Here is a 14,942-nt window from a genome sequence, read left to right on the forward strand (position 1 = left end):
GTGGCGAGAAGAAAAAAGGCGGTGCTTGGGAGCGCCCTGATTTTACTGACAAGTAGTGTTCTGGCTGCTGAGTCCACCCCCATCCAGCTGTATCGCTATGTGGATCGCAACGGTGTGACCGTGATCGATCGGCAGGGCGTGCCGGCCGAATATGCAGGCAAGGGATACGATATTCTCAACGAGCAGGGGCGCGTCATGAAGGTCGTGCCCCCTGCCCCGCCTGCTGAAGAAATTCTCCGACGGGCGGCAGCCAAACAGCAGGCCCAGGCGGACGCAAATCTCCTCAGGCTGTACAGCAGTGTGGCGGATGTCGATCGCGCCAAGGTGCGTAAACTGAACGAGCTGGACGGCTTGGCGGCCGTCAAGCGCGGGAATCTTCAGGCGCTCAACCAGCAGCGCGACACGCTCATGAGCCAGGCGGCCAGTTATCAGCGTGGTGGTCAGGCTGTGCCGGACGATCTGCTTCAGCGGATCGAGGCGCTCAAGGGGGAAGAGCATCGCCTGCAGAGCGAGCTGGACCGGTATATCAAGGATCGCCAGACGGCAGAGGCCAACTTCAATGCGGATCGCGCCCGGATCGTACAGCTTCTGGATGAGTAAGCGATTCCACTGAAAACGGGGCCTGAGCCCCGTTTTTAGGCTTACAGCTGCTGATTGGTAATCAATGTGCCCACACCGATATCGGTGAAGATCTCCAGCAGTACAGCATTAGGGACGCGGCCATCAATAATGTGGGCGCTTTGTACCCCACCCTGCACCGCTTCCAGAGCACAGCGAATCTTGGGCAGCATGCCCCCGTAAATGGTGCCGTCGGCAATCAGGCCGTTTACCTGCTCAGTGGTCAATCCGGTCAGAACCTGCCCTTCTTTGTCCATCAAACCGGCGATATTTGTGAGAAGCATCAACTTTTCAGCCTTGAGGGCTTCGGCTACCTTCCCTGCCACCAGGTCCGCGTTGATGTTGTAGGACTCCCCGTTTGCGCCCACACCAATGGGTGCAATGACGGGAATGAAATCGCCTGATACCAGCATGTTCAAAAGTTCGGTGTTTACACCGCTGACCTCTCCGACCTGACCGATATCGATGATTTCCGGCTTGGTCATTTCCGGTGTCTGACGGCTGACAGTGAGCTTGGTCGCTCGAATCAGGTTGGCATCTTTGCCGGTCAGGCCAATGGCACGACCGCCATGACGGTTGATCAGGTTGACGATGTCCTTGTTCACCTGACCGCCCAGCACCATTTCCACGACGTCCATGGTCTGACTGTCGGTGACGCGCATGCCGTCGATGAAATTACTTTCGATGCTCAGGCGCTTGAGCAGATCACCGATCTGGGGGCCGCCACCATGAACCACGACCGGGTTGATCCCCACGGCCTTCATCAACACGATGTCTCGGGCGAAGCCGGCCTTGAGCTCATCGCTTTCCATGGCGTTGCCGCCGTACTTGATTACCAGCGTCTTGCCGACGAAACGGCGAATATAGGGCAGCGCTTCGGAAAGCACTTGGGCGACATGCGAGGCATCATCGCGGCTCAGGGTCATGGCGTACTCCTCAGGTCGATAAAAATAAAGGGCGCCTGGGCGCCCTTTATTCTGCGGTTCGAATGTTAGAACGGCAGGTTCAGGTCAGGCTGAACGGCAAGCAGCTGCTTGCGGAAGACATCCTTGATACGGTCCAGCTCTTCTTGGGTTTCAGCCTCGAAGCGCAGCACCAGTACCGGCGTGGTGTTGGACGCACGGACCAGACCCCAGCCTTCTTGATAGTCGACACGCACGCCGTCCAGTGTGGTGATCTGTGCGTCACCCCACTTGGCATCGCGCTGCAGGGCATCGATGATGCCGAACTTGCCTTCTTCGGTCACCTGGATATTGATCTCGGGTGTAGAGATATCCACCGGGAAGGTATCAAATACTTGCTGGGCGGTGCCCTTCTCCTGGCTCAGGATCTCGAGCAGACGCACGGCGCTGTAGATGCCATCGTCAAAGCCATACCAGCGCTCTTTGAAGAACACATGACCGCTCATCTCGCCCGCCAGCAGCGCGCCGGTTTCCTTCATCTTCTTCTTGATGAGGGAGTGACCGGTCTTCCACATGATCGGACGACCGCCGTAGCCGGCGATGAGGTTGTTCAGGCGGCGGGTGCACTTGACGTCAAAGATGATATCGGCGCCCGGGTTGCGGGATACCACATCCTTGGCGAACAGCATCAGCAGCTGGTCTGGATAGATAATGTTGCCTTCGTTGGTCACGACGCCTACGCGGTCGCCGTCGCCATCAAAGGCCAGACCCAGGTCGGCGCCGGTTTCCTTGACCTTGGCGATCAGGTCTTCCAGGTTCTCGGGCTTGCCCGGATCCGGATGGTGATTCGGGAAGTTGCCGTCAACGTCGCAGAACAGCGGAATAACCGTGCAGCCCAGGGCTTCGATCAGCTGGGGTGCAACCACACCGGCCACACCGTTGCCGCAGTCGACCACGACTTTCAGCTTCTTGGCCAGGACGATGTCGTTCTTGATCTGGTCGAAATAGCGATCCAGTACGTTGATCTTTTCAACGGTACCCTGACCGGTTGCAACGTCGCCGGTCTCGATGCGCTCGCGTAGGCGCTGAATGCTTTCGTTGGCCAGGGTCTCGCCGGCGATCACGATTTTGAAACCGTTGTAATCCGGCGGATTGTGGCTACCTGTGAGCATCACACCGGACTTGCCAGCCAGAACGTTGGCTGCGTAGTACAGAACGGGTGTGGGCACCATGCCGATGTCGCTGACGGTTGCGCCGGTATCAGCGATCCCCTTGATCAGCTGCTCGACCAGTTCCGGGCCGGACAAGCGGCCATCACGGCCTACGGCCACGTTGGGCTCGTTACGGGCCAGACTTTCGGAGCCGATGGCGCGACCGATCCAGTACGCGGTTTCCGGCGTCAGGGAGTCGCCCACTACGCCACGGATGTCGTAGGCGCGGAAAATGCTGGTATTGAGTTTCGGGGCTTGAACGGTGTTGCTCATTAGGGGTTTCTCCAATCCCAGGAGATCCTGGTCTTCGTCGAGGATATCGATATCAAGTATGTCGTCACTGCTTGGAAACATCGGGTCTGTATACGACGCGCTGCCTTGCTTGGCCAATGCCGTTACGGTCGCCTCTACAGGCGCCGTGACCGAAGCGGCTGCTTCGGTGGATTTCGGCGGTGGCCCGACCAGTGCCTGTGTCAGGGGTTCGAGTTGTGAGAACCGCAAAACAGGCCGTTGGGCCACAAGACCGCTAACAAGTTCCTGATGAAAACGGGAGAGACTGCACACATCGTCAACGAGACGCCGTTGCAGGTGCCTGCGCAGCAGCAAAAGCCCGGCCCCGGCCCCGGCCAGCGACAGGATGAGCGCCGCTGGCAACGTCCATAACGGCCAGCCAGCACTGAACGAGGTGGCCGGTATTACTTCCAGCGTCCAGAGAGGGTTATTGGTCTTGAAGGTATGCGTATCGGCAGTGACCGGTATGCCGCCCTCTGCCAACCGTTGAGGCGCAGCCTGGTTGAAGCGCTGGGTCAGCTGCCAGTGGCCCGCCTCGATGGGCATGCCTGTCAGGCCGCTTAGCAGGACGCGCAGGTCCTGTACCAGCAGGACGGTGCCAACGACCCGGCTGTCGCTTGCAGTAACGGGGGCTGCGGTATAGACCAGCCATTTCTGGCCGACCCGGTAGGCTTCTGATCCGGCAGGCTGCCCTGAGCTGACACGACGTGCCAGATCCAGAGCGGCGAAGTTCAAGGGCCCCGGCCTTGTCTCGTTGGGCTGGCTGCTGTTCTGACGAACCAGATGGGCATCGATCAGGCCGCCGTGCTGAAGAATCTGCTCAGCTGATGAGCGCAAGTCCTCGTTGGACTGGGTCAGTGCCTGGACCACCATGGGCTCGGCAGCAGTCATGCGGGCGCGATTTTCCAGCTGGCTCAGCGCCTGGCTCACAGCGGCGGCCTGCCCTTGTCCCCAGGCCTGGGTCAATTGTGTCTGGGAGTCCCGCTGCAGCGGCTCGATGGCGAGACCCCACAGCAGGCCCAGTCCCAGGAGGGAGCCCGCCAGGGCAGGTAGAAGACTGGGTAGCAGAGAGACGTTCTTGTTCTTTTCTTGAGCGGGGCCTTTGGGCGTGGCCTTGCGCTTGGTGTTTTTCAATGCAGCACCTCGTTTCTGTCCCTGGGAGGCAGGCTCGGCGGTCAGCGGGTACCGGAGTGTCCGAAACCACCTGCGCCTCGCTCGGTTTGCTCGAACTCGTCCACCAGTTTGAAATGCGCCTGAACGACCGGTACCAGCATGAGCTGGGCGATGCGTTCACCCACAGTAATGGTGAAAGTGGTTTGACCACGGTTCCAGCATGAGACCATCAGTTCGCCCTGATAGTCCGAGTCGATCAGACCAACCAGATTGCCCAGCACGATGCCGTGCTTATGGCCCAGGCCCGAGCGCGGCAGAACAAGAGCCGCCAGGCCCGGATCGGCAATGTAGATGGACAGGCCGGTTGGAATCAGAACCGTCTGGCCCGGCTCCAGGGTTATGTCGTCCTTGAGCATGGCGCGCAGATCGAGCCCGGCAGAGCCGGACGTTGCGTAGGCTGGCAACGGAAAATCAGTACCGAGGCGGGGATCGAGAATCTTGGCTTGAAGGCTATGCATGAGTCTGTGTTTGTCTGAGTCGGTTGGCGATAAAGTCGATCAGCTGGCGGGCGATCTTGCCCTTGCTGGTCTGGGCGAAGCGGGTTTCGTGCAGGTCGCGGTCAATGACGCTGACGGCATTGTCTTCGCTGTTGAAGCCAATGGCCGGGTTGGCTACGTCGTTGGCGACGATGAGGTCGAGATTCTTGTCCACCAGCTTGCGCGAGGCGTAGTCGAGCAGGTGCTCCGTCTCGGCGGCAAAACCTACGCTGAACGGCCGATCCGGGCGGCGCGCCAGGGTGGCCAGGATATCTGGGTTGCGCACCATCTGAAGCAGCATGCCCTCGCCGCTGGCGGGATCTTTCTTGAGCTTGTGTGGCGCGACGACTTCTGGGCGAAAGTCAGCCACGGCGGCTGCGGCGATCAACACATCACATGGCATGGCCGCCTCACAGGCGGCCAGCATGTCGCGGGCACTGACGACATCCACACGGCTGACGCGATCAGGCGTCGGCAGGTGGACGGGGCCCGTCACCAGGGTGACGCGAGCCCCTGCTTCCACGGCCGCCTCGGCCAGGGCAAAGCCCATTTTCCCAGAGCTGTGATTGGTGATGTAGCGCACCGGGTCGATGTTTTCCTGCGTGGGGCCTGCAGTGATCAGCATGTGCTGACCCGTCAGGCTCTGCCGGGCGAAACAGTCAGCGGCAAGTTGCGCCAGATCATCCGGTTCGAGCATGCGACCCATGCCCACATCTCCGCAGGCCTGGCTGCCTGAGGCGGGGCCGAAGAGCTTGAAGCCACGGCTTTTCAGCAGTTCGGTGTTGGCCAGGGTCGCCGGGTCCCGCCACATGGCCTGGTTCATGGCTGGAGCCAGCGCCACGGGTGCATCGGTCGCCAGCACGACCGTGGTCAGCAGGTCATTGGCGATGCCCTGGCTCAGGCGGGCCATCAGGTCGGCTGTAGCCGGCGCGATCAGGACGAGGTCCGCCCAGCGGGCCAGCTCGATATGTCCCATCGCCGCTTCGGCTGCCGGATCGAGCAGATCAAGATGCACCGGGTGGCCCGATAGGGCCTGAAGGGTCAGGGGAGTGATGAATTCACGGCCGCCCTGAGTCATGACGACCCGGACTTCCGCGCCACAGGTGCGCAAGCGACGCACCAGCTCGGCACTCTTGTATGCGGCGATTCCGCCGCCGACGCCAAGCACGATGCGTTTACGATAAAGCCGTTGCATGAGCCTGCCTTATGTTGAGCCTGACTGGCCCGGAGGCCGGTTACAGGAGCTTTTTATGACGGATATCGCGTCTGTACGAACGGCGGTCGATAAGCCGTTCGCCAGGCAAAAAGTGCGGCTAAGATAGCACAGCGCCCGCCATGGAGTAGCGGGCCGATATCGACAAGGAGCGTTCGATGAGTATTCGCGACTGGCCCGCCAACGAGCGGCCCCGTGAGAAGTTGCTGGAGCAGGGCGCGGCTGCCCTGACCGATGCCGAGCTGCTGGCTATCTTTCTGCGTACCGGTGTGACCGGAAAGAGCGCGGTAGACCTGGCGCGCCACCTGTTGCAGGAATTCGGCAGCCTGCGGGCGCTTCTGGAGGCTGATCTGCCCTCGTTCAGCGCGCATTTGGGACTGGGGCCGGCCAAGTTCACCCAGCTGCAGGCCGTTCTGGAAATGGGCCGCCGCCACTTGGCAGAGCGTCTGCGGCGTGATTCCGCGCTGGAGAGTCCGCAAGCCGTCAAGGACTACCTGAAGGCCCGCCTGCGTCATGAGCCCCATGAGATCTTCGGCTGCCTGTTCCTGGACGCCAAACACCGTGTTCTGGCGTTCGAAGCGCTGTTTCACGGCACCATCGATGGCGCTAGCGTCTACCCACGACAAGTCGTCAAGCGCGCCCTGGCCCATAACGCGGCAGCCCTGATCCTCACCCATAACCACCCTTCCGGCATCGCGGAACCCAGCCAGTCGGATCGCATTCTCACCCAGCGGCTCAAGGAAGCGCTTTCGCTGATCGATGTGCGGGTGCTCGATCACTTCATCGTGGGCGAAGGCGAGCCGTTGTCCATGGCTGAATATGGTTGGCTGTAAAAGTATTGAGGCGACAGGCTATTGCATGACGCAAGCCTGCCGCCCTCGCCTCATCGTCTGACGCTGGCCTTGGAGAAGTCCTGGCGACCGAAGGGGTTGGCCTGATAACCCTCAACACCCTGACGGGTCAGAACCGAGACGGTGGGATGAGCCAGCGGTAGCCATAGGGCCTGATCGTGAATGATCTGCTGAGCCGTGTGATAACGCTTGGTGCGTTCCGCCTGATTGGATACTGCCTTGCCCTCGCGTATGGCCGTGTCGAGCGTCTGATCGCAATAACGGGCGAAGTTAAGGCCGGATTTGACCGAAGCACAGGAGAACTGCGGTGTCAGGTAGTTATCCGGGTCGCCGTTATCGCCTGCCCAACCCATGAACAGGAGGTCGTGCTCGCCATTCTTGGCGCGGCGGATCAGCTCACCCCATTCAATCACGCGGATGTCTGCTTTGACGCCAATCTTGGCCAGGTCCGCCTGCAGCATCTGGGCGCCCAGGCTGGGATTGGGGTTCAACAGGCTGCCGCTGGGGCGCGTCCAGATGGTGGTACTGAAACCCTCTTTCTGCCCTGCATCGGCCAGTAGCGCCTTGGCTTTTTCCGGATCGTAGGCATACGGCGTGATGTCCTTGGCATAGCCCCAGGTAGTGGGGGGGTAGATACCGTCAGCCGGGGTTGCGCTGTTTTCAAATACAGCCTTCACATAGTTTTTCTTGTCGAACGCCAGGTTGATGGCCTGCCGGACCTTGGGATTATCAAGGGGAGCATGCTGGGTATTGATTCCTACGAAGGCAGTCATGAATGCTGGCGTCTGGACAACCTTCAGGGTCGAATCCTTCTGAGCATCGGTGACATCCTGTGGTTTGGGGGAAAGTGCAACCTGGCACTCGCCACGCTTGAGACGCTGCATGCGCACAGCGGCATCGGGCGTGATGGCATAGATCAGGTTATCGACCTTGGGCTTGCCGCCAAAATAATTGGCATTGGCCTCGTAACGGATGGCTGCATCTTTTTGAAAGCGGTTAAACACAAACGGGCCGGTGCCGATGGGCTCGCTGTTGAGCTGTTCGGGCTTGCCTGCCTTGAGCAGCTGATCGGCGTACTCGGCGGAATAGATCGAGGCGAACCCCATACTCAACGTGGGCAGGAATGTCGCATCCGGACGGTTCAGGACGATACGCACCTGATGGTCGCCAACCTTTTCCACTGACTTGATCAGGTCAGGCCACTGCATGGATTGCGCATGAGGATAGCCACCCTTGGCGACCCCATGCCAGGGATGCTTGGGGTCGAGCATGCGCTCGAAGCTGAACACCACATCGTCTGCATTGAGGTCCCGACTGGGCTTGAAGTAGTCGGTCTGGTGAAATTTCACATCCGGGCGCAGCGTGAAATCATAGGTTAGACCGTCCTGGGAGACCTGCCACCGCTCGGCAAGGCTCGGGACCAGCTCTCCACGCGTCGGATCGAACTCCACCAGTCGGTTCATTAACACATCTGCTGAAGCATTCGTCGTGGTCAGCGAGTTATACTGCACCACATCAAAGCCGTCAGGGCTTGCTTCGGTACAGACGCTCAATGTGGCGGCCTGGGCCAGCAGCGGCGCGAACAGCAGTGGCAAAGCGGCAAAGCGCATGGGGTGCTCCTTCTGAAGAGGTAGGTGGTCGTCCATGGAGCTCATGGTGCCAAGGGTCTACGCTAGACCACTGCACCGTTCATCTCAATTCAATTTCACGACGAATGGTCGAATTGTTTTGGGAAGCCCCTCTGCAGCGCAGTATCCATGCGGGTCTCACCTGGTCGGCCCAATAGGTTATGTCCTTGATACATCAAGGCTCTTCTGGTATAAAACAGCGCTCTTTTTTCGGGGCATGGCTCTGTGAGTGTTGCAGAAAAGCCGACACCGCCCCGACTAAACGGAATTTTCAAACGATTCAAGCGGCCAACCCATGCCGGGTTTGGCATGTGGTTTATGAGGGCTGAGGCATGTCTAGAGTCTGTCAAGTGACCGGTAAGGGTCCGGTTACTGGGAACAATGTTTCCCACGCTAACAACAAAACCCGTCGTCGTTTCCTGCCGAATCTGCACTACCATCGTTTCTGGGTTGAGTCCGAGAAGCGTTTCGTGCGTCTGCGCGTTTCTGCCAAGGGCATGCGTATCATCGACAAGCGCGGTATTGATACCGTACTGTCCGAGCTGCGCACTCGCGGCGAAAAATTCTAAGGAGCTTCATCATGCGTGAATTGATCCGTTTGGTGTCCAGTGCCGGTACCGGTCACTTCTACACCACCGACAAGAACAAGCGCACCAAGCCCGAAAAGATCGAAATCAAAAAGTTCGATCCGGTTGTGCGTAAGCACGTGATGTACAAGGAAGCCAAGATCAAGTAATTGATCCTGTCTTTCGTGACCGCTTCGGCGGAATCACGGCACACAAAAAACCCAGCCTAACCGCTGGGTTTTTTGCTTTTTGATATCGAAAAATGGTGTGCTGAAGCCTTAGCCCTTGGGCTTGTAGGCGCAGTAGCCTGGACGCGGCCCAATCTGCGGGTGGTTGCGGCACGTATCGGGGCGCTTGTCGTAGATGGTGCACAGGCGGCTCTTGCGATCCAGATAGAGGCAGTCGTTATTGGCCAGGCGGGTCAGGGTAAAGATGCCGCTTTTCTGGTTGAAGCGTTCGACAATGCCTTCCTTCATGAGGCGCTTGGCGACGTTCTTGGGCGGCTCGCCCGCTTCGAACTCATCCACTACACCAATCCGTATCAGGTCCTTGATGCGGACCTCTACGGGAAGCGTGCAGCAGGTAGCCATGCAATCACGGCACAGCCCTTTGTAGTATTTGGCCCAGGTATCAAGACGGTCGAGTTCGGCCGCGGCGACCAGTTGCGGTTTTTTCATGGATCAATCAGCAGGAGAAGCGGGGCGCGGATCATACCGGGCCTGACGAGCGCTTGCTCGCCGATTGATCGATCACATACGGCGATCCGTCGCTTTTATCGCGGGGTGAAAGCCCTGCCTTCGCGGTGTTAAGCGGCAGGCAGGGTAGGCAGCCTCAGTGTCGGCGTCCTTTTACCAGCGCACCAATGACGAGACCGCCCAGCACAGCCAGGGCTGTGCTGGCAATCGGATGCTGGGAGGCCTGGGTGTACAGGCTGTGCTGCATCTTGGGGCCGGGATTGCGGCCGCTGGCCTGACCGTAATTGCCTGGGGTGTAATCGGCCGAATACATCTCGCCCTCACGGTTATTGTCGGAGCGTCCGCTGGGAATGACATTAGCCAGGAGCTTCTCGCTGATGAGGTCATACAGCTGCGGGAAGTTTTGAGCGATCTTGGTCATGGTCTTGGCGGGGCTGCCGACAAACACATCGCGTTGCGGGTGGACGGCTGCCTTCAGGATGGCTCTGGCGACGGTTTCCGGGGTATAGATGGGTGGGGGAAGCACAGGCGCACTGGACAGGTAGTTCTTGGCGTGGTCGTTGAACAGCGTGTCGATGGAGGCTGGGCGGATCAGCGTCACCGATACAGGTGCCTTCTCCTTGCGCAGTTCGACCCGCAATACATCCGTCATCGCCTTGATAGCGTGTTTGCTGGCGCTGTACATGGAGTGGTAGGGAAGCGGTGCGGCGGACTCGAGGCTACCGATGTTAATGATCGAACCGCCACGCTCACGCAGGTGGGCCGCCGCGATTTTTGAGCCATATACGGTACCCCAGAAATTGGTCTCGAACAGTTGGCGGCAGTCCTCGTCGCTGACCTCCTCAACCGTGCCCCAGACGGAGGTCGCCGCGTTATTGATCCACGTATCGAAGCCACCAAAGCGCTCCAGTGCCTTATCGGCCACCTTCTGCAGCTCGTCACGCTGGCCAACATCGGCAACAACCGTCACTACCGTATCGCCGCCTCCAAGGCTGCGCTCGATCTCCTGCAGCGCTTCTTCATTGCGTGCCGTCAGAACCAGACGGGCACCCTGCTGCGCAGCCATTCGGGCCGTCGCAAGACCGATACCACTGGAGGCACCGGTAATAACGATCACTTGCTCGTTGAGCGGTTTAAGCCTGACGTTCATGTGTCCTCCTTTCTGTGAGGAAAAGAAACCGAGCACAACCGCTGGCTGTGTCGGGCATTCACATCAGTAGAAGGTCAGGCATTCAGCGAGGTTCCTTGTTTCCGGGAACCGACTGTCGATCAATCGTGAAGGATCGCAACCGTTTATGGCAAAAGACGGCTGTTTTCGTGCTAACGGCTTCGCGCGTCGCTATCGAGGCCAGGATTACTCGACGAACGTGACCTGTCCGCCTTCCAGCGATTTCACTCGAGCCAGGGACTCGACACGATACCCTTGTTTCTCAAGCTCCTGACGGCCGACCTGGAAGGACTTCTCGATCACGATGCCCAGTCCGGCGATGCTGGCGCCAGCCTGCTGGATGATGGAGATCAGTGCCTGGGCCGCCTTACCGTTGGCCAGGAAGTCATCAATGATCAGGACGTGGTCGTCGCTGGACAGATGCGTCATGGAGATCGCGATGGTGCTCTCGACACGCTTGGTGAACGAGTAGACCGTGGAGGTCAGCAGGTTGTCGGTAAGCGTCAGGGACTGATGCTTGCGAGCGAAAATCACCGGCACACCCATCTTCAGACCAGTCATGATGGCGGGCGCGATGCCAGAGGCCTCGATCGTAACGATCTTGGTCACGCCTGCATCGGCGAACCGGCGGGCAAACTCGTCGCCAATTTCACCCATCAGGCTCGGATCGATCTGATGGTTTAGAAAGGCATCGACTTTCAGTACTTGGTCGGAAAGAACTTGGCCTTCAGCCTGGATCTTGCTTTTAAGGGTGTCCACACAGGTGTCCTTCAAAGGCGATCAGAGACGGTAAAAAAATACTGTCAACGCCTTGGTAAGAGGCGCTGCTGATCGAAATCGTTTAAGGGGAAAAGACAATTTTGCCGGATATTAAGACGTATCGACATACCACTAATAAAAAACAGCAGTAATTTTGTTTCATCTCATCGTTTTTTGGCGTTATTACGCCTGCAGATCACCTCTGAATTGACTCTGTGCATGGATTGTTTACAGCACACCGCCCATGTTGAACGCCAGCGTGATACAACCACTTTATCGAAAAGGCGCGTACCGCTTCGATGGCCTAAAGACTTCTTGCATGACAGCACCGGCTTGCTCACTCTTTAGCGATTACACCAATTTTCTGGAAACGCTGTGATCGAGCAAACTCTGGCCGATGTGTTCGGCTATACCTCTTTTCGCCCTGGTCAGGGTCAGGTAGTTCGTACCGTCATGGCTAGCCGTTCGGCTGCTGCTATCTTTCCAACCGGCTCGGGTAAGTCGCTGTGCTATCAATTGCCCGCCTTGCTTCTGCCACACCTCACTCTGGTCATTTCGCCTCTGCTGGCCCTGATGCAGGACCAGCTTGCGTTTCTGAAGGCCCGCGGGATCGCTGCTGCCAGTATCGATTCGGCACAGCGCCGTGAAGATATCCAAGCCACTATGGCCAGAGCCCGCTCCGGTGAATTGAAGATTCTGATGATCTCGGTAGAGCGGCTTAAGAATGAACGCTTTCGCCAGTTTATCGCCCAAGTACCTATCTCTCTGTTGGTAATCGACGAAGCCCATTGCCTATCCGAATGGGGCCATAATTTTCGTCCTGACTACCTTAAGCTCCCTGATTATCAACGTGATTTCAGGATCCCTCAGGTCTTGCTGCTAACTGCGACGGCAACGCCTCGGGTTATTGCAGACATGCAGGCCCGCTTTGGAATCGCTCATGACGATGTGGTGACGACCGGCTTCTATCGCTCCAATCTGGACCTGCAGGTCGAACCTGTCAGCGGGGAGGACAAACGACGTTATTTGCTGGATTGGATTGCGCCACGGACCAGTCAATCCAGCATTGTTTATGTCACGCAGCAGAAAACAGCCGAGCAGCTGGCGGATGAGTTGGTACGTGCCGGGATTCGTGCCGGGGCTTACCACGCTGGTCTGCCTCATGAACGGCGCGACAGCATTCAGCAGCAGTTCATGGCCGGCACACTGACCTGCATTGTGGCCACCATTGCTTTTGGCATGGGAATCGACAAGCGCGATATCCGTTACGTAGTGCACTACGACCTGCCCAAATCAATCGAGAGCTATAGCCAGGAAATCGGTCGCGCCGGACGTGATGGTGAGCGCTCCGAGTGCCTGGTACTGGCTAACCGCGATGCCTTGAATGTGCTGGAAAATTTTGTTTATGGTGACACACCGGAGCTGAGTGGTATCCGCAGCGTTCTTGAGGACTTGCAGGCGGCGCCGAAAGGCGAATGGGTGCTGCAGTTCAACAGCCTGTCCGATCAAAGTGACATTCGCCTGTTGCCGCTCAAGACTTTGCTCGTGCAACTGGAGCTTCAGGGCCTGATTGCGCCGCAATACAGTTATTTCGCTGATTATCGTTTCAAATACCTTCGTGAACCTGAAGCCTTGATTGAACGATTTGAAGGTGAGCGTCGGCAATTTGTTGAGGCTATTGTCGAAACCTCTGTTCGGGCGCGTACCTGGTGCACGGTCAATTTTGATCAGTTGCACCGTGAGTATCGCGCTGAACGTAGCCGGGTAATCACTGCGCTGGAGTGGCTTCACGAGCAAGGCTGGATTGAACTGGAAAGTAAGCAGATGACCGAGGTGTATCGTCGCTTACAGGCTGCAATCGACGTCGAGACACTAGGCGCTACGTTGCATCGGTACTTCCAGGAAAAAGAGCAGGCCGAGGTTGCACGAACCCACGCCATGCTTGATCTATTCGCCAGTGACCGTTGCCTGAGCCACCGTCTGGCTGAGTGGTTTGGTGATACGCAGGCGCCTGAGCAATGCGGGCATTGTTCCGTCTGCCGCGGCACGGTGGCAGTCCTTCCAGCCCCGGCCGCCTTACCGCCTTTGGATAGGCAAAACCCTGAAACGCTATGTGGCGCCTTTCGGGAGCACTATATGGCCTCCCGGGGAGAAGTACCCAGTGTTGAGTCCATGACACGGTTTCTATGTGGCCTCAACACACCCGCCTTCACTCGACTCAAAGCCAGAAGCTTGCCTGGTTTTGCTGCGCTGGAGGCTTATCCCTATGCGGAAGTAAGAGCCTGGCTGGCCCAGGCCGGCTTCAACGTCAAATGATGACGTGCCCGTGATGAGATCACTGCGTCTGCCCATAACAGACGCAACTGTGCCACGGCTGCCCTGTCATGAGGCTTGAGGGCTCGTTGCCAGGCTAGTCACGCCCCTCCAGCGGGGTGAGAGTCGATAGGGTGTGCCTGAATCAACGGCTTACGCAGTCCGGCAGCCTATGGGCATCACTCTGTGGTGCAGGGCAGCTTGATGCAGGTGTGATCCATCCTGTTTTGCGCCGCCATAAGGGGTCAGTACTTGCATCGCTGACGAAGGCCGTATAGAACGCAGCTTTTGCTGCTGAATAACCCTCTGATGATCACTTCTGCTGCATCCTCCAGACCTGAGGCCCGCGTCCCGCTGGTGTTTCTTCCCGGACTTCTGTGCGATGCCGCCTTGTGGCGTTTGCAAGCCGAAGCGCTGGCCGACGTGGCCGATACGCACATTGCCGACCTGACCCGTGACGGAAGCATTCAAGACATGGCGAGACGGGTACTGGCCGAGGCACCGGCCCGGTTTGCGCTGGCGGGGTTGTCCATGGGGGGATACGTGGCGTTCGAGATCATGCGACAGGCGCCGGAGCGGGTCATGCGGCTGGCGCTTGTCGACACCATGGCCAGCCTCGATGCCCCTGAGCGTACCCGCCAGCGGGTCGGCATGAAGGCCCTGGCCGAGCGTGGACGCTTCTTGGGAATCAGCCCTCAGTTGTTGCCAAACCTGATCCATCCAAGCCGGATCGGTACGCCGGTTGCCGATGAGGTGATCGCCATGGGCAAGCGGGTAGGGCGCGATGCGTTTCTACGCCAGCAGCAGGCCATTATCGATCGTCCGGATTCGATTCCGACCCTGGCGAGCATTACTGTGCCGACGCTGATTGTCGTGGGTGAAAACGACAAGCTCACGCCTGTGGCTGAGGCGCAGAGGATGCACGCCGGCATCCCGGGCTCATGCCTGGAGATACTGCCCGAATGTGGTCATCTGCCGCCGTTGGAGTGGCCGGAGCGAACTACCGAGCTGCTGAGGAACTGGCTGCACGGCCTGTGAAACTTCCCACCCGGATAGCCCTTCGAATCTGTTATACCTA

14 protein-coding genes are annotated in these 14,942 nt (G+C 58.5%); 6 read left to right on the top strand and 8 right to left on the bottom strand.

Annotation, left to right across the window (positions count from 1 at the left end; genetic code table 11):
• Nucleotides 1–600, top strand: coding sequence for a DUF4124 domain-containing protein (locus tag HMPREF1487_RS09655; RefSeq protein ID WP_371106364.1), 600 nt, complete (start codon nt 1–3; stop codon nt 598–600).
• 41 nt (nt 601–641) lie between these two features.
• Here the strand turns inward: HMPREF1487_RS09655 and argB are convergent, their stop codons facing one another.
• From argB to coaBC, 4 genes are all read right to left on the bottom strand, one after another.
• The gene (gene argB / locus HMPREF1487_RS09660) at nt 642–1,544 is read right to left on the bottom strand and encodes an acetylglutamate kinase (protein ID WP_010796452.1); all 903 of its coding nucleotides are present in this window, start codon (nt 1,542–1,544) and stop codon (nt 642–644) included.
• 65 nt (nt 1,545–1,609) lie between these two features.
• Nucleotides 1,610–3,004, bottom strand: a complete 1,395-nt coding sequence (gene algC, locus HMPREF1487_RS27780; protein WP_196122108.1) for a phosphomannomutase/phosphoglucomutase — start codon at nt 3,002–3,004, stop codon at nt 1,610–1,612.
• A 1,193-nt stretch (nt 3,005–4,197) separates the two neighbouring features.
• Nucleotides 4,198–4,653: a dUTP diphosphatase gene (dut, locus tag HMPREF1487_RS09670; RefSeq protein WP_010796454.1), complete on the bottom strand. Its 456-nt coding sequence runs from the start codon at nt 4,651–4,653 to the stop codon at nt 4,198–4,200.
• Nucleotides 4,646–5,866 (bottom strand): bifunctional phosphopantothenoylcysteine decarboxylase/phosphopantothenate--cysteine ligase CoaBC, encoded by a 1,221-nt coding sequence (coaBC, locus tag HMPREF1487_RS09675; RefSeq protein WP_010796455.1) that lies wholly within the window; start codon nt 5,864–5,866, stop codon nt 4,646–4,648. The genes dut and coaBC overlap by 8 nt, the downstream gene beginning before the upstream one ends.
• Before the next feature lie 176 nt (nt 5,867–6,042).
• Between coaBC and radC the strand changes: the two genes are divergently transcribed.
• Entirely contained in the window at nt 6,043–6,717 is a 675-nt protein-coding gene (gene radC / locus HMPREF1487_RS09680; RefSeq protein WP_010796456.1) for a RadC family protein, read from the top strand.
• Nucleotides 6,718–6,767: 50 nt separating this feature from the next.
• Here radC and HMPREF1487_RS09685 read toward each other — a convergent pair whose 3' ends face one another.
• Nucleotides 6,768–8,345, bottom strand: a complete 1,578-nt coding sequence (locus HMPREF1487_RS09685) for an ABC transporter substrate-binding protein (RefSeq protein WP_010796457.1) — start codon at nt 8,343–8,345, stop codon at nt 6,768–6,770.
• A gap of 350 nt (nt 8,346–8,695) precedes the next feature.
• On the opposite strand from HMPREF1487_RS09685, the gene rpmB reads away from it, so the two are divergent.
• Together rpmB and rpmG are read left to right on the top strand one after the other, a co-directional pair.
• On the top strand, nt 8,696–8,932 hold the full coding sequence (gene rpmB, locus HMPREF1487_RS09690) for a 50S ribosomal protein L28 (protein ID WP_010796458.1): 237 nt from the start codon (nt 8,696–8,698) through the stop codon (nt 8,930–8,932).
• 11 nt (nt 8,933–8,943) lie between these two features.
• Nucleotides 8,944–9,099: a 50S ribosomal protein L33 gene (rpmG, locus tag HMPREF1487_RS09695; RefSeq protein WP_010796459.1), complete on the top strand. Its 156-nt coding sequence runs from the start codon at nt 8,944–8,946 to the stop codon at nt 9,097–9,099.
• 108 nt (nt 9,100–9,207) lie between these two features.
• On the opposite strand, the gene HMPREF1487_RS09700 is transcribed toward rpmG, so the two are convergent.
• The 3 genes from HMPREF1487_RS09700 to xpt all read right to left on the bottom strand — a co-directional run bounded on the left by HMPREF1487_RS09700 (nt 9,208) and on the right by xpt (nt 11,551).
• Nucleotides 9,208–9,606 carry a YkgJ family cysteine cluster protein gene (locus tag HMPREF1487_RS09700; protein ID WP_010796460.1) on the bottom strand — a complete coding sequence of 133 codons (399 nt, stop codon included), beginning with the start codon at nt 9,604–9,606 and terminating at the stop codon, nt 9,208–9,210.
• Between the two features lie 154 nt (nt 9,607–9,760).
• Complete coding sequence (locus HMPREF1487_RS09705; protein ID WP_010796461.1) at nt 9,761–10,774, bottom strand: SDR family oxidoreductase; 1,014 nt, start codon at nt 10,772–10,774, stop codon at nt 9,761–9,763.
• Nucleotides 10,775–10,978: 204 nt separating this feature from the next.
• Nucleotides 10,979–11,551, bottom strand: a complete 573-nt coding sequence (xpt, locus tag HMPREF1487_RS09710; protein WP_010796462.1) for a xanthine phosphoribosyltransferase — start codon at nt 11,549–11,551, stop codon at nt 10,979–10,981.
• Between the two features lie 378 nt (nt 11,552–11,929).
• Here xpt and HMPREF1487_RS09715 point away from each other — a divergent pair, with 378 nt between their 5' ends.
• Together HMPREF1487_RS09715 and HMPREF1487_RS09720 are read left to right on the top strand one after the other, a co-directional pair.
• Nucleotides 11,930–13,867: a RecQ family ATP-dependent DNA helicase gene (locus tag HMPREF1487_RS09715; RefSeq protein WP_037030638.1), complete on the top strand. Its 1,938-nt coding sequence runs from the start codon at nt 11,930–11,932 to the stop codon at nt 13,865–13,867.
• A gap of 306 nt (nt 13,868–14,173) precedes the next feature.
• Nucleotides 14,174–14,902 (top strand): alpha/beta fold hydrolase, encoded by a 729-nt coding sequence (locus HMPREF1487_RS09720; RefSeq protein WP_010796464.1) that lies wholly within the window; start codon nt 14,174–14,176, stop codon nt 14,900–14,902.
• Nucleotides 14,903–14,942: the final 40 nt, after the last annotated feature.

Origin of the sequence: Pseudomonas sp. HPB0071, assembly GCF_000478505.2 — a bacterium.
In the GTDB taxonomy this organism is placed as follows: domain Bacteria; phylum Pseudomonadota; class Gammaproteobacteria; order Pseudomonadales; family Pseudomonadaceae; genus Chryseomonas; species Chryseomonas luteola.